Here is a 16,220-nt window from a genome sequence, read left to right as displayed (position 1 = left end):
TCAGAGCGACGTGCGGGAGTCCGCTACGGCGCCGGAGTATGTGCGGTGCGCCGCGTCAGAGCGACGTGCGGGCGTCCGCTACGGCGCCGGAGCGTGCACGGTGCGCCGCGTCAGAGCGTGCGGAACTGGCGGCTGGCGGAGATGGCGCCGGAGGTCGTCGTGGTGAACGTGCGCATCGAGCCGGCGAACTTGGACAGGTCCCACTCGGCGGGGCCGTGATACCAGTAGAGGTTGTCCGACTGGTGGCCGTTGCCGGTGACCGAGGCCACCACGCGCGACCAGTGCTCCACCCCGTCGAAGATCACGGCATAGGGGAGATAGCGGGAGAACAGCTCCACCCTGTGCTGCTCGGGCACGTCGCCCAGCTCTCCGGAGAAGAGATATTCGCGAAAGCCCATGGTGTGCGCCAGGGCCGCCGAGCCCTTGGCGGTCTTGGCCGGCATGTACTGACCGCCGACGGCCAGCGCGCCGCCCGCGATGATCAGTGCCAGGCCGAGCAGCCCGTACGTCGTGAACCAGGCCAGCGCCACCGTGGCCACCAGGCCGACGCCGATGAGCACCACGCCGATGGTCGTCCACCTGGTGCGCTCCGTGTCGGGGCGGCGGGCGAACCAGCCCTGCTCGACCACGTCCGCGTAGAGCGCGTCGCGCACCGCGCCAAGGTGGCTGGTGAACGAGCCGGACAGCTGGGACAGCAGCACCGCGTCACGGCCGTCGAAGATGGCGTCGTAGAGCGCCCGCTCGTACGGCAGGAGCGCGTTGACGGGCGCGTTGGGCAGCCTGACGAGCAGCCAGTCGGGCGCGTCGTACGTCTGGCGGGGCTGCTCGTCGATGCGCAGGTAGCCGCGGACCGCCAGGTCCACGATCGTGGCCGTCACGTCGACCACGTCGGCCTGCTCGTCGACGAGCGTGCCGATCTGGCCGGGGCGCACCCCGTCGGGCGGGGCGAAGTGCCCGTTCTGTACCGGGCTCACCGAGTCCTTCTCGTGGTCGGCGACCCTGGCGTCCCTGCCCCGGGTCCAGTACAGCAGGCCGAACCCGCCGAGCAGCAGGACCAGCAGGGCGGCCAGGGCGCCGCCGGTGACGAGGTCGAGCGTGAACGCGGAGGCCAGCGAGAACCGTTTCTCCAGGATGGGGACCCCGGAGCTGGAGCCCTTCGGGTATCCGACGACCACGGTCAGCGCGTTGCCCGGCGCGATGTTCTCCTGCTCGAAGTCCGCCTGGGTGGCCGTGTGGTCCATGGACGCCGAGGTGCAGCCGATCGCCGAGGTCAGCTCGCCGGCGAAGCAGGACAGGTTCTGCACCTGGCCGGGGCCGCTCACCTTGACCGTGGCCTTGGCGACCTGCTGGTTCCAGCCGTTCACCGCGAACCAGCGCAGTTCCTCGACGTTGCCGGACGGCGTCACCGCGCCCTTGACGTCGTACTCGACCGTCCCGCCCGTCACGGTGAGCACGCCGTCGGCGAAGGTGCCGCCTTTGACGTTGGAGATCTGGTAGAGCCGGTCGTTGTTGTCGTCGTACCGGGTCCTGGTGATGAACGTGCGCTTGAGCCCCCCCGACGCCCCCGTGATCTTCTCGACCACGTGCAGGGTGCCGTCCTTGCCGAGGGTCATCGTCACCTCGTCCGTGATCCCGGCCTCCGCCGCCATGGCGGGGGCTGCGGTCAACGTCAGAGCGGTGGCCGCGAGGGCTGCCATCGTGAGCCTGATACCCGTCATGGCGGCAAATCGTATCGGTTCGGACCTGTTAGTCCAGCGTGATGCTGGTAGCCGCTCGCTGAACGCTCTCCGGCGCGGCACCCTGGCCGGGGTTCTCCAGAGCGAGGGCCTGATTCCGGTCCACGAACGGGCGCATGCGCTCCTCGTACCGGTCGCAGGCCGTCTCGGGGCTCCTGGCGAGCTCCTGAGCCAGCACGTACGCCCCCACGACGGCCAGGCTCGTGCCCTGCCCCGACATCGGCGAGGGGCAGTAGCCCGCGTCGCCCACGAGCGCGACCCGCCCCGCCGACCAGCGCTCCATCTTCACCTGGGCCATCGCGTCGAAGTAGAAGTCGTCGGCCTTCCACATGGCCTCCAGCAGCCGGGGCCCCTCCCAGCGCATGGCCGAGCAGTGCTCCTGGACGAGCCGTTTCTGCCGTTCGGTGTCCCGGTGGTCGTACGCGATCGGGCCGGCGGAGAAGCCCAGGCCGACCCGCATGACGGCCGGGTCGTGGTCGTTGAAGAGCGCGGCACCCATGCCGGCGTCGTTGTGCCAGGTCTGCCAGTGGTCGAGGCCGAGGAAGTTGTCGGCGGTGAAGAAGGAGATGTACGTGCCGAGGTGGTGGACGAATCGCGACTCCTCGCCGAAGGCCAGACGCCTGACGTTGGAGTGCAGGCCGTCCGCGCCGAACACGTGGTCGTAGCGGCCCTGCTCGCCGCTCTCGAACGTCACGTCCACGCCCTGGGCGTCCTGGGTGAGGGTGGCGATCGAGTCGCCGTAGCGGTAGCCGGCGTCGGTGGCGCCGATGAGGACCTCGTTCAGGTCGTCGCGCATGATCTCGACGTCCGGGCTGTCGAAGCTGCCGCCGCTGAGCGTGCCCTCGGTGCTGCGCATGATCTCGTTGCCGTCGCAGTCGACCATGGACATGCCGCGCATGGTCGTCCTCCGGGCTCTGACCTGGTCGAGGACGCCCATCTTGGCGATCACGGTGATGGCCGCGCCCCTGACGTCGACCGCCTGACCACCCTTGCGGGGGGCGGGCGCGCGCTCGACGACCGTCACGTCGCAGCCGTACCGCCGCAACCAGTGGGCGAGGACGGGCCCGCCGATGCTCGCGCCGGAAACCAGAACCTTCATGCCAGTTGCTCCCTTGTGCTGTTGACGACGTACGCATCTGAATGTACGTAGTACATACAGCCGTCCACAAGGCTATGATGCGAAGATCTGTACTAGGACAGGAGATTCGATGACCACTCCTCCCTACGCGCGCATCGTGGCCGACATCAAGCGGCGCGTGGCCGACGGCAAGCTGCGTCCAGGAGAGCGGGTGCCGTCTACCAGGCAACTCGCCAGGGACTGGGGGGTGGCGCTGGCGACCGCCTCCAAGGCGCTCGCCCTGCTCGCCAGGGAAGGAGTGGTGGTCGCGGAGCCCCGCGTGGGCACGGTCGTGGCGGAGCCGCGCGGGCGTGCGAGGGCTGAGCCGCGCGATGGGCGGCCATCCGGACGTTCCGGACGGGCGGAGCGGCCGGCGCTGCCGGGACATGACGTGACGCGCGAGCGCATCGTGCGCGCGGCCATCGAGATCGCCGACACCGACGGGTTGTCCGAGCTCACCATGCGCGCCGTCGCGGGCCGTCTGGGCATGGCCACGATGTCGCTCTACCGGCACGTGAGCGGCAAGGACGACCTGCTCACGCTCATGATCGACGCGGCGGTCGGGGAGTTCCCGCTGCCCGAGGAGGCGCCGGCCGGCTGGCGGGCCCGCCTGGAGACGTCCGCGCGCCTGCAGTGGGCGGCCTTCCGCAAACACCCGTGGATGGCCAGGACCTCCCCGCTCACCCGGCCGCTGCCCTCGCCCGCCCTGTTCAGCCATACCGAATGGGCCCTCGCGGCGCTGGGCGACGGCCTCGACGCCACGAGCAGGATGTACGTGATCGTCCTGATGCACAGCTACGTCCAGGGCATCGCGGCCAACCTCGACATGGAGCTCCAGGCCCGGGCCGACACCGGGATGACCGACGCCGAATGGATGAGCGGGCAGGAGTCCCGCGTGCTGGCGATCGCCGAGTCCGGCCGCTATCCCGCCTTTCTCGGCACGCTGGCCGAGATGGGTGGCGACTTCGACCTGAGGCTCGACCGGCTCTTCGAGTTCGGGCTCGCCCGGCTGCTCGACGGCCTGGCCGTGGAGATCGGCTGAGTGGAGATCGGCCAGATGGAGATCGGTGGGCCGAGATCGGTCAGCGAGATCGGTCAGCTGGAGATCTGGATGCGCAGGCGGCGGAAGCCGCGGCCCTTGCTCTCGATCTTGGCGACCTTGATGTGGCCGATCTGCTTGGTGGAGGCCACGTGGGTGCCGCCGTCGGCCTGCGTGTCGAGGCCGACGATGTCGACGATCCGCACGTCCTGCACGGTCTCGGGCACCAGGTTGGTGGCCGTGCGGATGATGTCGGGGATGGCGAACGCCTCGGCGCGGGGCAGCACGCGCACGTCGATGCGCCGGTCGGCGACGATCTCGGCGTTGCAGGCGTCTTCGACGGCCTCCTTGAACCCCGGAGGCACCTCGGGCAGGTTGAAGTCCATCCGGGCGGTCAGCTCGTCCATGTTGCCGCCGGTGACGAGGCAGCCGTAGTCACGGAACACCACCCCGCACAGCACGTGCAGCCCCGAGTGGGTGCGCATGAGGGCCGAGCGGCGCTCGTCGGCGACCGCCGCCTCGACCACCGTGCCGACAGGCGGGACGGGGTCGCCCTCCGCCGGGATCAGGTGGAGGTCGTCGCCCTTGCGTGCCCCGACGATGCGGGTCTCCACCCCTTGCCAGAGCAGAACTCCGTGATCCGCCGGCTGGCCGCCGCCACCTGGATAGAATGCCGACCTGCTCAGCACGATCCCCTCAGGCGACGACTCCAGCACCACGGCTTCGAAGTCGCGAAGATCCTGGTCTGACAGTTCGAGCCGTTGCGTCCGCCCGTGGAGGTCGTAGGTCATATCGGCAGCCTAGCCCTCAGAGGTGGTCATGCGCGGCCTGACGCATCGTTCCCGAGTCGCACGGGTCGTCGCGCTGGCGGGCCTCGGCACGGCGGTCCTGAGCGGGTGCAACGCCGGCGCGGAGGCCACCCCGCCGCTCGTGCCCGCCACGCCGGTCGTGCGGCCGGCCACGCCGGTCGTGATGTTCGTGGGCGACAGCTTCACCGTCGGGTCGGGCCCGGTGCCGCGCTGGGAGACGTACGCGGCGGAGACCGCGCGCCTGCTGGGCTGGCAGCCGGTCATCGCGGGGGCGGGCGGCACGGGCTATCTCAGCAAGGGGCGGGTGGGGCGAGCGTTCCAGCGTTCGTTCGAGGTGGAGCTGTCGTGGCGGCCGGCTCCCGACGTGCTGGTCATCTCGGGCGGCCACAACGACCGGCGCTGGGGCCCGGCCCGCGTGGGGCGGGCCGCCGAGCGGCTGCTCGACGTCGTGCGCGGGCACTGGCCGGACACGAGGATCGTCATGGTCGGCCCCATCTGGCTGGACGGCGCGCCCCCGAAGGCGTACGCGGTGCGCGACGCCCTTGCGGAGGTGGCCAGGCGTGAGGACGTGGCCTTCCTCGACCCGATGGCCACGCGCTGGCCGCCGCAGGCGGTGCTGCCCGACGGCGTGCATCCCACGGCCGCCGGGCACGAACGCATCGCCGCCTGGCTGGCGGCCCAGCTGGCCTGACTACCAGGGGCCGTAGGGGCCGCTGCCGCCGCGCCCGCCGCCCATGCCCTTGACGGCCGGCTTCACGTCGACGATGTAGACGGTGGCCGCGATCACGGCCGCGATCGAGAAGATGCCGATGCCGATGCCGATGAACTGGGCGTCGCCAACGATCATGAACGCGTTGAAGTAGCTCCAGGCGCCTCCGGCGGAGAACAGCGTCGCCAGCACGAGGATCAGCAGCCAGAGGTTCTTCTTCAGCTTGCCCGCCGAGACGAACGCGTCCGTCGGGACACGCAGCGCGTGCACGAGCGCGTAGACCGACATGCCGAAGATGACGGCGGCGAGCACCAGGAAGAGGAGGTTGAACACACCGTTGATCAGATTCATATTCGTTGGCTCCGCCTATACGCCGCGAGGAAATCGGCTTCAGCCTAATAGGCGCCCCCTGCGCGCGGGCACCCCGAAAGGGGAAAGGCCCGCCTCCCCACGGAGGCGGGCCTTTCGCCGGGTCAGGACTTGGCTCTGGTGGTGCGGGTCTTCCTGGCCGGCTGGACGGGCTCGGCGACGGCCGGCTCGGCGGCCTCCGACACCTCTTCGAGCTCGAGTGCGGCTTCGCCGGACGCCTTGCTGACGACCTTGCGGCCGCGCGTGGCGAAGTCGTCGTAGACCTCGGTGGCCTTGTGCGTCAGCTGGTCGGCGTAGTCGCGGGCCTTCTCGGGGAGCTCTCTGGCCAGGCCCTCGGCCTTGCCGGCGACCTCGCGGGCCCTGACCGGGAGCTCCTGGGTGAACTCGCGGGCCTTGACGGGGAGCTCCTGGGTGAACTCGAAGCGGCGCGACTGCAGCTTCTGCAGCTGCTCGGGCAGCTCGCGCAGCTTCTCGACGGCGTAGTCGCCGACACCCGCGACAGCGTAGAACGGCTTGGACTCGGTCAGCTTCTTGACCTCGGTGGCGAGCGTCATGGGTTAACCTTCCTTGGTTTCCTGGGTGACGTTGTCGTTGCCGGAGGGCGCCGCGTAGGGCTCAAGAGCGGCGAGAAACTCCTCGGGCAGCGGATCGTCGTCCGTTTCGGCGTCGCGCTGGGGACGAGCATTCTGGGAGGTCTGCTCGTCCCCGGCGGGCGCCTCCTTGCGGAACGACTCGTAGATATCGATCAGCACCTGGCGTTGCCGTTCGGAGAGAAGCGGGTCGGCCCTGATCGCGGTGATCACGTCGCTCGGCGGCTCGCGGTCCTCGATGAGGCCCGCCTGCACGTAGAGCGCCTGCGAGGAGATGCGCAGACCCTTGGCGATCTGGTTGAGGATCTCCGCGCTCGGCTTGCGCAACCCGCGCTCGATCTGGCTGAGATAGGGGTTGGAGACCCCCGCCGCCTCAGCCAGCTGGCGAAGCGAGATCTTCGCCTGCTGCCGCTGCTCGCGGATGTACTCGCCGATCGAGCCGACCTTGGGTAGTGCCATGCCTGTATTCTGCCTCGCGCTGCTTGCAATTGCAAACGCCGTGATTAACTCCAGCAAGCACTAGAGCGGGATGACCCACAGGAACGGCGTGGCGGTGAGCAAGCTCACAGAGAGCGCGATGAACCCGTAGCGGGCCGGCGCGGCCAGCTCGGGGCCCGGCTTGATCAGGCGGTCGACCCTCGCCATGACGTGCTGGGCGTGCACGCCCAGCATGCCCTGTGGCGTCGGCATGGCGCCCGCCGTGCCGAACCTGAGCAGCGCCGTCGCCAGCCTGCGCGGCGAGCAGTAGCGGCGGGCCCGGTCGTCGGCGGCCATCTCGATGAGCAGCTCCACCTGCGACTGCGCGTCGGCCACCACCTTCGACCAGGGCAGCGCCCTGCGCAGCGCGGCGAACGGCAGCAGCACCAGGTCGTGACGCTCGCGTACGTGCGCCGACTCGTGCGCCAGCACGGCCGCCAGCTCGTCCTCCGACAGCAGCTTGAGCGCGCCCTCGCTGACCACGACCTGCGAACGCAGCCCCGGCACGCAGTAGGCGGCGGCGCCCGGATGGTCGAGCACCCGCACGCCGGGCACGCCGGGGTCGTCGCGGGCGATGAGCGCCAGCAGCATGCGGTGCCGCCGGCGGGCCCGCAGCGCCTGCACGCCCGCCGTGATGAGCACGACCACCAGCACCGCCAGCGCGGTGAGGCCCGCGATCAGGGCGAGCACGTGCAGCGGGTCCCACGCCTGCGGCGGCGCCTCGCCCCGCCCGAACGCGATCAGCCCCTGCAGCACCCCCGTGCCGTAGGGCTGGACGGCGTAGGCGAGCATGGCGCCGGTCGTGGCCAGCCCCCACGCAACGCCGAGGGACTGCCAGACGATGACGGCCAGCCGAGGGGCCCGGGAGGTCCAGCGGGCCGTGGTGAAACGCCAGGAGCCAACCGCGCACGCCGTGGCGAGCGCCGCCAGCACCGCTGCCGTGATCACTCTTCCTCCAGCTCCGTGAGGACTCTGCGCAGGATCTCCGCCTCCGTGCCCGACACGGCCTGGGCGAAGCGGGTCAGGGCGGCCGATCGGTCACCCGTCATGTCCAACGCTTCCAGCATAAGCTCAGCGATGTACGCGTCGCGGCTTTCCGCCGGCTGATATCTCCACGCGCGGCCGTCACGGGTGCGCTCGAGGAAGCCCTTACGGGTGAGCCGGTCGAGCACCGTCATCACCGTCGTGGGGGCGAGATCGCGGTCGGCAATGAGCCTGCCGACCTCGCGGGCGGTCAGCGCAGTGCTCTGCGCCCAGAGGATGTCCATGATGCTGCGCTCAAGCTCGCCAAGACCCTTCACGCCCTTCAGACTAGCTCTACAACCTGTCGAGCTGGCATTCGGGGCTGCGGATCTTCATGGCGCGTCGGCCGGGCGACGGTACGTCAGCCGCGGGGGGCGTACATGATCACCGCCACGCCCAGCAGGCATATCAGCGCGCCGGCGACGTCCCAGCGGTCGGGCCTGAACCCGTCGACGACCACGCCCCAGGCCAGCGAGCCCGCCACGAAGACCCCGCCGTAGGCGGCGAGGACCCTTCCGAAGTCCGCGGTCGGCTGCAGCGTGGCCACGAAGCCGTACAGGCCGAGCGCGACGATCCCGGCGCCGATCCAGACGGCGCCGCGCTGCTCGCGCACCCCCTGCCAGATCAGCCACGCGCCGCCGATCTCGGCGAGCGCGGCCAGCACGAACAGCAGCACGGACTTGACGAGGGTCATACCCGCCGAGGTTAGCCAGCCCGGCGGGTGAGATTGGCGGCGGCCGCCCATCGCTGGCACCCTCGGGAGGATGGAGATCACGCTGGTCCTCGGCGACATCACCGAGCAGGAGGTCGACGCCGTGGTGAACGCCGCCAACTCCTCCCTCATGGGCGGCGGGGGCGTCGACGGCGCGATCCACCGCCGCGGCGGGCCGGAGATCCTGGAGGAGTGCAGGCGGCTGCGCGCCTCCCGCTACGGCAAGGGCCTGCCGACCGGACAGGCGGTCGCCACGACCGCGGGCCGGCTGCCCGCCCGGTGGGTCATCCACACCGTCGGGCCGGTCCATTCCCGGTCGCAGGACCGGTCCGAGCTGCTGGCCTCCTGCTACCGCGAGTCGCTGCGGGTCGCCGACTCGCTCGGGGCGCGCTCGGTGGCCTTTCCCGCGATCTCGACCGGCATCTACGGCTGGCCCATGGACGACGCCGCGCGGATCGCCCTGGAGGCGGTGCGGCAGGCGGAGACGTCCGTGCCGGACGTCCGGTTCGTGCTGTTCGACGACAGGGCCCATGCCACGTTCGCGTCCCTGCTCTCTGGCGGGGACCTCTAGCGGGGCATCTCTATCGGGGCATCTCTAGCGGGGATCGACCGCCGACCACGGCAGCGTCAGCTCCCCGAGCCGCCACCGCGCGGGCCCGCCGAGCGGCGGCCGCAGGGGCACCGGCCACGACCCGGCCAGGACGCGCACGGCGGCCAGCCACCGCTGCCGCCGCCCATGGGCCCCGTACGGCGCGCTCACCGCCCACGCGTGGTCGAAGTCCCGCAGGAACGCATGGATCCGCTCGCCCGGCACGTTCCGGTGGATGAGGGTCTTGGGCAGCCGGTCGGCCAGGTCGGACGGCTGTTCGAAGGCGTCGAACCGGGCGGAGAAGGTGATCGTCCCCGGGCCCTGCCTGGACACCCCGGCCCAGACCGCGCGCCGCCCGTTCTCCGACGACGTGCCCTCCACCAGGACGCCGCCGGGAGCCAGCCCGTCCCTGAGCACGTCCCAGTACCGCCAGGCCTCGCCCTCTTCGTACTGCCTGAGGACGTTGAACGCCCGCACCAGCGTCGGCGGGCGCGACACGGGCAGCTCGAAGCCGCCCAGCCGGAACGTCAGCCCCTCCCGCTCGTACGGCTTCGCCACCGCCACCCGCGCCGGGTCGATCTCGATGCCCACCACCTCGACCCTCGGCGCCACCTGGCGTAGCCGCGTGAACAGCTCCAGCGTCGTGGTGTGGGAGGCGCCGTAGCCGAGGTCGACCACCAGCGGCCGGCCCGCGGCCCGCAGCAGCCCGCCGTGCACGGCCGCGACCCAGCGGTCGGAGCGCCGCAGCCGGTTGTGCCCGGTCGTCCCCCTCGTGATCGCCCCGACCGGCCTGCGGGCGGGAGACCTGCCCATCAGGCGGCCGCCGCGCGGGCGGCCTCACCCACCGACGCGGTGGAGCTTGTGCTGCGCCGCCTGGGCGCGTGGGCGGATGACCATGCGGTCGATGTTCACGTGGGCGGGGCGCGTCACGGTCCAGGCGATCGCGTCGGCCACGTCGTCGGAGGTCAGCGGGTCGGGCACGCCTTCGTACACGCGGGCCGCGGCCGCCTCGTCGCCGCGGAACCTGGTGACCGCGAACCCCTCGCTCCGCACCATGCCGGGCGCGATCTCGACGATCCGCACCGGCTGCCCGACCAGCTCCAGGCGGAGCGTCTCGACCATCGACGTCTGCGCGTGCTTGGCCGCGCAGTAGCCGCCCCCGCCCTCGTACGACACCAGGCCCGCCGTCGAGGTCAGCATGACCAGCACGCCGTCCCCCGATGCGATCAGCCGGGGCAGCAGCGCCTGGGTCATGCGCAGGGAGCCGAGCACGTTCGTGTCGTACATCCGCTGCCAGTCGTCCAGCCGGGCCCCGGCCACCGGTTCGAGGCCGAGCGCGCCCCCGGCGTTGTTGACCAGCACGTCGCAGCGGTCGAGCGCGCCCGCCAGCGCGTCGACCGACTCCTGGGAGGTCACGTCGAGCGTCACCGGCGTGATCGAGGGGACCTCGGCGGCCAGTTTGTCCAGCCGGTCGCGGCGCCTGGCGCCCGCCACCACGTCGTAGCCCTCGCCGGCGAGCCGGCGCGCGGTCGCCTCCCCGATCCCGCTGCTGGCGCCCGTCACCACGGCTGTTCTCCGCATGCCCCTCATCCTGCCAGGCCCGCTGATCCGCGCCGGCGGGCAGGTTCGCCGGAGTCGTACCCGGACTGTGACTAAGTGTCGGGAATGTCGCAAAATTTTGCAGGGTTGTCATTGGTTCGGAGGTGGTGTCGAGTGAGGCGACGACTGGTCCACCGGGTCGCGACCATCAGCATGCACACGTCGCCGCTGGACCAGCCCGGCACGGGCGACGCCGGCGGCATGAACGTGTACATCGTCGAATCCGCCAAACGGCTGGCCCAGGCCGGCGTGGAGGTGGAGATCTTCACCCGCGCCACCGCCCGCGACCTGCCGCCCGTGGCCGAGCTCGCCCCTGGCGTCCTCGTCCGTCACCTCACCGCGGGCCCGTACGAGGAGATGGACAGGAGCGACCTGCCCGGCCAGCTCTGCGCGTTCCTGTCGGAGGTGTTGCGCACGGAGGCCATGTACGATCCCGGCCGCTACGACGTCATCCACTCCCACTACTGGCTGTCCGGCCAGGTCGGCTGGCTGGCCAAGGAACGCTGGGGCGTGCCCCTCGTGCACACCATGCACACCATGGCCAAGGTCAAGAACCTGCTGCTCGCCCAGGGCGACAAGCCGGAACCCCAGGCCAGGGTGGTCGGCGAGGAGCAGGTCGTGGAGATCGCCGACCGCCTGGTGGCCAACACCGCCGACGAGGCGCGCGAGCTCATGGACCTGTACGGCGCCCCCGAGCAGCGCGTCGCCGTCGTGAACCCCGGCGTCAACCTCACCGTCTTCCGCCCTGCTTCACAGGGCGCCGCCCGCCGCCGGCTGGGGCTGCCGCAGGACGCGCACGTGCTGCTGTTCGTCGGCAGGATCCAGCCGCTCAAGGCGCCCGACGTCCTGCTGCGCGCGGCCTCCAGGATGCTCATCGACGACCCGTCGCTCCGTGACCGCCTGGTGGTCGCCTGCGTGGGCGGCCCCTCCGGCAACGGCCTGGCCCGGCCCTCCGTCCTCACCGAGCTGGCGGCCGAGCTGGGCATCTCCGACGTCGTACGCCTCGTGCCGCCGGTCGCGCAGGAAGAGCTGGCCGACTGGTACCGGGCCGCGTCCGTGACGGTGGTGCCCTCCTACAGCGAGTCGTTCGGCCTCGTCGCCCTGGAGTCCCAGGCCTGCGGCACCCCCGTGGCCGCCGCCGCCGTGGGAGGGCTGCGTACCGCCGTGCGCCACGACGTCTCGGGCGAGCTCGTGAACGGCCACGACCCGGCCGTGTGGGCGGGGGTGCTGCGCCGCTTCGTCACCGCGCCGCGCCGCCGCGACGAGCTCTCGCGGGGCGCCCGCGCCCACGCCGCCGCCTTCGGCTGGCAGGGCACCGCCACACGGCTCATGGAGGTGTACGCGGCCGCCGTGGCGAATCTGCACAAGACGCCCGTGGCCGTGAACCTCTAGCACCCGTACATTGTTCTGGCCCGCCTATGCTGGGCTGCATGCGCGATGTCGTCGAAGCCGCGCTCAAGGCCGCGGACGTCACCTACGACGAGCCGCGGCCAGGAGCGTTCCTGGTCAGACTCCCCGGGCAGCACAAGCTCGCCACCATGACCTGGCTGATCGTCGGGGAGACGGTCCTGCACGTCGAGGCGTTCTTCTGCCGCAGGCCAGACGAGAACCACGCCGAGTTCTACCGCTGGCTGCTCGGCAAGAACGGCACGATGTACGGAGTGCACTTCTCCCTCGACCCCGTCGGCGACGTCCACCTCGTCGGACGCGTCCCTCTGGCCGCGGTCGACGAGGACGAGATCGACCGGCTGCTGGGCTGCGTGCTGACCTACGCGGACGACTGGTTCGACCGGGCGCTCGAGCTGGGCTTCGCCTCGTCGATCCGGCGCGAGTGGGAGTGGCGGGCCAAGCGCGGCGAGTCGCTGGCCAACCTGCAGGCGTTCGCCCGCTTCGCCGACCCGGCCAGGACGGAGCGCCCCTAGGATTGGGCGTATGGCGACTTTGGTGCTGCTACGGCACGGCGAGAGTGACTGGAACGCGAAGGGCCTGTTCACCGGCTGGGTGGACGTGAGCCTGTCGGCCAAGGGCGAGGACGAGGCACGCCGGGGCGGCAGGCTCCTCCAGGAAGCCGGGCTCCGCCCGGACGTCGTCCACACCAGCCTGCTGACCAGGGCCATCCAGACGGCCCAGCTGGCGCTGGGGGCGGCCGACCTGCTCTGGCTCCCGGTCAGGCGCAGCTGGCGGCTGAACGAACGCCACTACGGCGCCCTGCAGGGCAAGAACAAGGCGCAGACCAGGGAGGAGTTCGGCGACGAGCAGTTCATGCTCTGGCGCCGCTCCTACGACACGCCCCCGCCGCCGATCGCCGACGACGACGAGTTCTCCCAGGCCGGCGACCCGCGCTACGCCCTGCTCCCCTCAGAGCTCATGCCCCGCACCGAGTGCCTGAAGGACGTCGTCGACCGCATGCTCCCCTACTGGTACGACGCGATCGTCCCCGACCTCGCCGCCGGCCGGACGGTCCTGGTGGCGGCCCACGGCAACTCCCTGCGGGCCCTGGTCAAGCACCTCGACGGCGTCGGCGACGAGGAGATCGCCGGCCTCAACATCCCGACGGGCATCCCGCTGGTGTACGACCTCGACGCCGACTACAACCCGGCGGTGCGGGGCGGCCGCTACCTCGACCCCGAGGCGGCCAGGGCGGCCATCGAGGCCGTCGCCAACCAGGGCCGCTGACCTCTCCGGCCGAGGGCGGCGGCGCTCCCGCGACGCCGCCCGGGGCGGCTAACTCGGCCGCGACCCCGTGACGAGGTAGACGACGTCCCCGGCCACCCGGACGGCGTGGTCCGCGTACCGCTCGTAGTAGCGCCCGATCAACGTGATGTCGATCGCCGGCTCGACCCCGTGCTGCCAGTCCTTGGCCAGGATGTTCCTGAACAACCGCCGGTGCAGCCGGTCCATCGCGTCGTCGTCCTGCTCCAGCTCCAGCGCCGAGTCGACGTCCCTGGACGCCACGCAGCTACCGGCCTTGGTGACGAGGTTCTCCGCGATCTGCCCCATTTCCACGATCGTCGAGCGGGTCTCCGCGGGGATCGCCGAGTCGGGGTGGCGGAGGCGGGCGACCTTCGCGACGTGGACGGCGAGGTCACCCATCCGTTCCAGGTCGGTGCCCATGCGCAGCGCCGTGATGACCATCCGCAGGTCCACCGCGACCGGCTGCTGCCTGGCCATCAGCTCGAAGATCGACGACTCGATGTCGGCGAACGTCGCGTTCACTTCCTCGTCGCGGGAGATCACGCTCTCGGCGAGTGCGAGGTCGGCGTCGAGAAGTGCCGTGGTGGCACGGGAGATGGCCGAGCGGACGAGCCTGGTCATTTCGACCAGCTTGTCGGTCAGCAAATCGAGTTCTTCATGGTACGCGTCGCGCATGCCGTCACCGTACGGGGCCGACGATGAACGAACTCCAACGCTCAGATGAACTTTCCAGGAAAGGCATGTTCATCCCCTGATGAGGGGGTCTGTCCTGCGGAAAAGGCGACCTACCATCGGAGACATGAGTGAGATGGCCATGAGCTTCGCGGCCCTGGCCGGGTTCGTCGTGGGCGCCCTGGCGGTCCTGTTCTACCGCAACCAGATCGAGGCCCCGAGCCGCACGGCCGCGAACGACGGCGTGGAGACGGGTACGGCGCTGCCGCAGGGGGTGGCCTCCGTGCTCGCCGTCCTGCCGTCGTCCGCCGTGGTGCTCGACGCGCACGACCGCGTGCTGCGCGCGAGCTCGGCGGCGCGGGCGTTCGGGCTGGTCAAGGGCGAGCGGCTGATGGCCGCCGAGCTGCTCGCGCTGGCCAGGCAGGTGCGCCGCGACGGCGAGATCCGCGAGAGCGAGATCGACGTCGCGGGGCACAAGTTCGGTCAGGAGACCACGAGCTTCGCCGTCCGCGTGGCGCCGCTGGGCTCCCACGGCCAGGTGCTGGTGCTGGCCGAGGACCAGACGGAGCGGCGCAGGGTCGAGGCCGTGCGCCGCGACTTCGTCGCCAACGTCAGCCACGAGCTGAAGACCCCGGTGGGAGCGCTGAGCCTGCTCGCCGAGACCATCCAGGACGCCGCCGACGACCCCGAGGCGGTCACCCGCTTCGCCGGGCGCATGCAGCTGGAGACCGCCCGGCTCAACTACCTCGTCCAGGACCTGATCACGCTCAGCCGGATCCAGGGCGCAGAACCCATCCCCACCCCCGGCCAGGTCTCGATCGACGAGGCCGTCAACGACGCCGTCGACCACTGCAACACCAGGGCCGCGGCCAGGGACATCGCGCTCGTCACCGGCGGCACCTCGGGCCTGCGCATCTGGGGCGACGACGAGCTGCTCGTCACCGCGCTGCGCAACCTGATCGACAACGCCGTCGCCTACAGTCCCGAGCACACGAGGGTAGTCGTCAGCGTGCGGCCCGCGGGCGACTCCGTCGAGATCAGCGTGAGCGACCAGGGCATCGGCATCCCGGAGGAGGCCCTGGAACGCATCTTCGAGCGGTTCTTCCGCGTCGACGCGGCCAGGTCGCGCGCGACCGGCGGCACCGGCCTCGGCCTCGCCATCGTCAAACACGTCGCCGCCGCGCACGCGGGCGAGGTGTCCGTCTGGAGCAAGGAAGGGTCCGGCTCCACCTTCACGCTCCGCCTGCCCGCGTTCGGCGGCACGGCGGTGGCAGTACCACCCTCGATTCCCCTGGAGGCCGCCAAATGACTCGAGTGCTCGTCGTGGAGGACGAGGAGTCCTTCTCCGACGCCCTGTCCTACATGCTCCGCAAGGAGGGCTTCGAGGTGTCGGTCGCGACGACCGGGCCCGAGGCGCTCGACACCTTCGACCGCAACGGCGCCGATCTGGTGCTGCTCGACCTGATGTTGCCGGGCCTGCCCGGCACGGAGGTGTGCCGTTCGCTCCGCCAGCGCTCCAAGGTGCCGGTGATCATGCTGACCGCCAAGGACAGCGAGATCGACAAGGTCGTCGGCCTCGAACTGGGCGCCGACGACTACGTCACCAAGCCGTTCTCCTCCCGCGAGCTCGTGGCCCGCATCCGCGCGGTCCTGCGCCGCCAGGGCGACGTCATCGATGAGCTGGAGACGGCCGTGCTGGCCGTCGGCCCCGTGCGCATGGACGTCGACCGGCACGTCGTCGCCGTGCGCGGTGAGCAGGTGCAGCTGCCGCTGAAGGAGTTCGAGCTGCTGGAGGTGCTGCTGCGCAACGCGGGGCGCGTCCTGACCAGGGGCCAGCTCATCGACCGGGTCTGGGGCGCCGACTACGTGGGCGACACCAAGACCCTCGACGTCCACGTCAAGCGCCTGCGCGCCAAGATCGAGTCCGACCCGTCCAACCCGCGCTGCATCCTGACCGTGCGCGGCCTGGGCTACAAGTTCGACGCCGAAAGCTGAAAGCCCCTGTTCCGGTACGGTTCGCGTACCGGAACAGGGGCTTTCGCGTGCTCAGTGCGCCTCTTCCCCGTGGGCGTCCTCCGCGGTGGC

At 71.0% G+C, this 16,220-nt stretch carries 20 protein-coding genes; 8 read left to right on the top strand and 12 right to left on the bottom strand.

Features of this window, described 5'->3' with window-relative positions:
• Positions 1–110 precede the first annotated feature (110 nt).
• Together E1292_RS33375 and E1292_RS33370 are read right to left on the bottom strand one after the other, a co-directional pair.
• Positions 111–1,718, bottom strand: coding sequence for a DUF2207 domain-containing protein (locus E1292_RS33375; RefSeq protein ID WP_132600360.1), 1,608 nt, complete (start codon positions 1,716–1,718; stop codon positions 111–113).
• Between the two features lie 28 nt (positions 1,719–1,746).
• Positions 1,747–2,835: an FAD-dependent monooxygenase gene (locus E1292_RS33370; RefSeq protein ID WP_132600357.1), complete on the bottom strand. Its 1,089-nt coding sequence runs from the start codon at positions 2,833–2,835 to the stop codon at positions 1,747–1,749.
• A gap of 109 nt (positions 2,836–2,944) precedes the next feature.
• On the opposite strand from E1292_RS33370, the gene E1292_RS33365 reads away from it, so the two are divergent.
• Positions 2,945–3,895 (top strand): TetR/AcrR family transcriptional regulator C-terminal domain-containing protein, encoded by a 951-nt coding sequence (locus E1292_RS33365; RefSeq protein WP_132600354.1) that lies wholly within the window; start codon positions 2,945–2,947, stop codon positions 3,893–3,895.
• A 53-nt stretch (positions 3,896–3,948) separates the two neighbouring features.
• Here the strand turns inward: E1292_RS33365 and E1292_RS33360 are convergent, their stop codons facing one another.
• Positions 3,949–4,683, bottom strand: coding sequence for an alanyl-tRNA editing protein (locus tag E1292_RS33360; protein ID WP_132600351.1), 735 nt, complete (start codon positions 4,681–4,683; stop codon positions 3,949–3,951).
• Positions 4,684–4,711: 28 nt separating this feature from the next.
• Between E1292_RS33360 and E1292_RS33355 the strand changes: the two genes are divergently transcribed.
• Positions 4,712–5,392, top strand: coding sequence for an SGNH/GDSL hydrolase family protein (locus tag E1292_RS33355; protein WP_132600348.1), 681 nt, complete (start codon positions 4,712–4,714; stop codon positions 5,390–5,392).
• On the opposite strand, the gene E1292_RS33350 is transcribed toward E1292_RS33355, so the two are convergent.
• From E1292_RS33350 to E1292_RS33325, 6 genes are all read right to left on the bottom strand, one after another.
• The gene (locus E1292_RS33350; RefSeq protein ID WP_132600345.1) at positions 5,393–5,761 is read right to left on the bottom strand and encodes a DUF2516 family protein; all 369 of its coding nucleotides are present in this window, start codon (positions 5,759–5,761) and stop codon (positions 5,393–5,395) included.
• Positions 5,762–5,883: 122 nt separating this feature from the next.
• Entirely contained in the window at positions 5,884–6,333 is a 450-nt protein-coding gene (locus E1292_RS33345) for a hypothetical protein (RefSeq protein ID WP_132600342.1), read from the bottom strand.
• Positions 6,334–6,336: 3 nt separating this feature from the next.
• Positions 6,337–6,828 (bottom strand): helix-turn-helix domain-containing protein, encoded by a 492-nt coding sequence (locus E1292_RS33340; protein WP_132600339.1) that lies wholly within the window; start codon positions 6,826–6,828, stop codon positions 6,337–6,339.
• 60 nt (positions 6,829–6,888) lie between these two features.
• Positions 6,889–7,794, bottom strand: a complete 906-nt coding sequence (locus E1292_RS33335; protein ID WP_132600336.1) for a M56 family metallopeptidase — start codon at positions 7,792–7,794, stop codon at positions 6,889–6,891.
• Positions 7,791–8,147, bottom strand: coding sequence for a BlaI/MecI/CopY family transcriptional regulator (locus E1292_RS33330; RefSeq protein ID WP_132600333.1), 357 nt, complete (start codon positions 8,145–8,147; stop codon positions 7,791–7,793). The genes E1292_RS33335 and E1292_RS33330 overlap by 4 nt, the downstream gene beginning before the upstream one ends.
• Positions 8,148–8,230: 83 nt before the next feature.
• Positions 8,231–8,563 carry a YnfA family protein gene (locus E1292_RS33325; RefSeq protein ID WP_132600330.1) on the bottom strand — a complete coding sequence of 111 codons (333 nt, stop codon included), beginning with the start codon at positions 8,561–8,563 and terminating at the stop codon, positions 8,231–8,233.
• 70 nt (positions 8,564–8,633) lie between these two features.
• Here E1292_RS33325 and E1292_RS33320 point away from each other — a divergent pair, with 70 nt between their 5' ends.
• Positions 8,634–9,152, top strand: a complete 519-nt coding sequence (locus E1292_RS33320; RefSeq protein ID WP_132600327.1) for an O-acetyl-ADP-ribose deacetylase — start codon at positions 8,634–8,636, stop codon at positions 9,150–9,152.
• A 24-nt stretch (positions 9,153–9,176) separates the two neighbouring features.
• Here the strand turns inward: E1292_RS33320 and E1292_RS33315 are convergent, their stop codons facing one another.
• Positions 9,177–9,983, bottom strand: a complete 807-nt coding sequence (locus E1292_RS33315; RefSeq protein WP_132600324.1) for a class I SAM-dependent methyltransferase — start codon at positions 9,981–9,983, stop codon at positions 9,177–9,179.
• 24 nt (positions 9,984–10,007) lie between these two features.
• Positions 10,008–10,751, bottom strand: coding sequence for an SDR family NAD(P)-dependent oxidoreductase (locus E1292_RS33310; protein WP_132600321.1), 744 nt, complete (start codon positions 10,749–10,751; stop codon positions 10,008–10,010).
• A 132-nt stretch (positions 10,752–10,883) separates the two neighbouring features.
• Between E1292_RS33310 and mshA the strand changes: the two genes are divergently transcribed.
• Genes mshA through E1292_RS33295 form a run of 3 tightly spaced genes read left to right on the top strand, consistent with a single transcriptional unit; the run spans position 10,884 to position 13,445 of the window.
• A complete protein-coding gene (gene mshA / locus E1292_RS33305; protein WP_439331922.1) occupies positions 10,884–12,161 on the top strand; it encodes a D-inositol-3-phosphate glycosyltransferase in 1,278 nt (425 codons plus the stop codon).
• 38 nt (positions 12,162–12,199) lie between these two features.
• Positions 12,200–12,691 carry a type III secretion system chaperone family protein gene (locus E1292_RS33300; RefSeq protein WP_132600315.1) on the top strand — a complete coding sequence of 164 codons (492 nt, stop codon included), beginning with the start codon at positions 12,200–12,202 and terminating at the stop codon, positions 12,689–12,691.
• 10 nt (positions 12,692–12,701) lie between these two features.
• Positions 12,702–13,445, top strand: coding sequence for a phosphoglyceromutase (locus tag E1292_RS33295; RefSeq protein WP_132600312.1), 744 nt, complete (start codon positions 12,702–12,704; stop codon positions 13,443–13,445).
• Between the two features lie 48 nt (positions 13,446–13,493).
• Here the strand turns inward: E1292_RS33295 and phoU are convergent, their stop codons facing one another.
• A complete protein-coding gene (phoU, locus tag E1292_RS33290; RefSeq protein WP_132600309.1) occupies positions 13,494–14,138 on the bottom strand; it encodes a phosphate signaling complex protein PhoU in 645 nt (214 codons plus the stop codon).
• A 133-nt stretch (positions 14,139–14,271) separates the two neighbouring features.
• Here phoU and E1292_RS33285 point away from each other — a divergent pair, with 133 nt between their 5' ends.
• Positions 14,272–15,444 carry a sensor histidine kinase gene (locus tag E1292_RS33285; RefSeq protein WP_132600399.1) on the top strand — a complete coding sequence of 391 codons (1,173 nt, stop codon included), beginning with the start codon at positions 14,272–14,274 and terminating at the stop codon, positions 15,442–15,444.
• Entirely contained in the window at positions 15,441–16,130 is a 690-nt protein-coding gene (locus tag E1292_RS33280; RefSeq protein WP_132600306.1) for a response regulator, read from the top strand. The genes E1292_RS33285 and E1292_RS33280 overlap by 4 nt, the downstream gene beginning before the upstream one ends.
• Positions 16,131–16,220: the final 90 nt, after the last annotated feature.

Source organism: Nonomuraea deserti, from assembly GCF_004348685.1.
GTDB lineage: Bacteria > Actinomycetota > Actinomycetes > Streptosporangiales > Streptosporangiaceae > Nonomuraea > Nonomuraea deserti.
Note: the sequence above shows the minus strand (reverse complement) of the source record. Positions and strands in the feature narration are given on the sequence as shown.

What these genes read in the sequence shown, in the direction of transcription:
- E1292_RS33325 (WP_132600330.1), bottom strand. Translation starts at nt 8,563, where the DNA reads ATGACCCTCGTCAAGTCCGTGCTGCTGTTCGTGCTGGCCGCGCTCGCC.
- E1292_RS33365 (WP_132600354.1), top strand. Translation starts at nt 2,945, where the DNA reads ATGACCACTCCTCCCTACGCGCGCATCGTGGCCGACATCAAGCGGCGC.
- E1292_RS33285 (WP_132600399.1), top strand. Translation starts at nt 14,272, where the DNA reads ATGGCCATGAGCTTCGCGGCCCTGGCCGGGTTCGTCGTGGGCGCCCTG.
- E1292_RS33350 (WP_132600345.1), bottom strand. Translation starts at nt 5,761, where the DNA reads ATGAATCTGATCAACGGTGTGTTCAACCTCCTCTTCCTGGTGCTCGCC.
- E1292_RS33370 (WP_132600357.1), bottom strand. Translation starts at nt 2,835, where the DNA reads ATGAAGGTTCTGGTTTCCGGCGCGAGCATCGGCGGGCCCGTCCTCGCC.
- E1292_RS33320 (WP_132600327.1), top strand. Translation starts at nt 8,634, where the DNA reads ATGGAGATCACGCTGGTCCTCGGCGACATCACCGAGCAGGAGGTCGAC.
- E1292_RS33345 (WP_132600342.1), bottom strand. Translation starts at nt 6,333, where the DNA reads ATGACGCTCGCCACCGAGGTCAAGAAGCTGACCGAGTCCAAGCCGTTC.
- E1292_RS33315 (WP_132600324.1), bottom strand. Translation starts at nt 9,983, where the DNA reads ATGGGCAGGTCTCCCGCCCGCAGGCCGGTCGGGGCGATCACGAGGGGG.
- E1292_RS33295 (WP_132600312.1), top strand. Translation starts at nt 12,702, where the DNA reads ATGGCGACTTTGGTGCTGCTACGGCACGGCGAGAGTGACTGGAACGCG.
- E1292_RS33340 (WP_132600339.1), bottom strand. Translation starts at nt 6,828, where the DNA reads ATGGCACTACCCAAGGTCGGCTCGATCGGCGAGTACATCCGCGAGCAG.
- E1292_RS33360 (WP_132600351.1), bottom strand. Translation starts at nt 4,683, where the DNA reads ATGACCTACGACCTCCACGGGCGGACGCAACGGCTCGAACTGTCAGAC.
- E1292_RS33355 (WP_132600348.1), top strand. Translation starts at nt 4,712, where the DNA reads ATGCGCGGCCTGACGCATCGTTCCCGAGTCGCACGGGTCGTCGCGCTG.
- E1292_RS33375 (WP_132600360.1), bottom strand. Translation starts at nt 1,718, where the DNA reads ATGACGGGTATCAGGCTCACGATGGCAGCCCTCGCGGCCACCGCTCTG.
- phoU (WP_132600309.1), bottom strand. Translation starts at nt 14,138, where the DNA reads ATGCGCGACGCGTACCATGAAGAACTCGATTTGCTGACCGACAAGCTG.
- E1292_RS33300 (WP_132600315.1), top strand. Translation starts at nt 12,200, where the DNA reads ATGCGCGATGTCGTCGAAGCCGCGCTCAAGGCCGCGGACGTCACCTAC.
- E1292_RS33280 (WP_132600306.1), top strand. Translation starts at nt 15,441, where the DNA reads ATGACTCGAGTGCTCGTCGTGGAGGACGAGGAGTCCTTCTCCGACGCC.
- E1292_RS33310 (WP_132600321.1), bottom strand. Translation starts at nt 10,751, where the DNA reads ATGCGGAGAACAGCCGTGGTGACGGGCGCCAGCAGCGGGATCGGGGAG.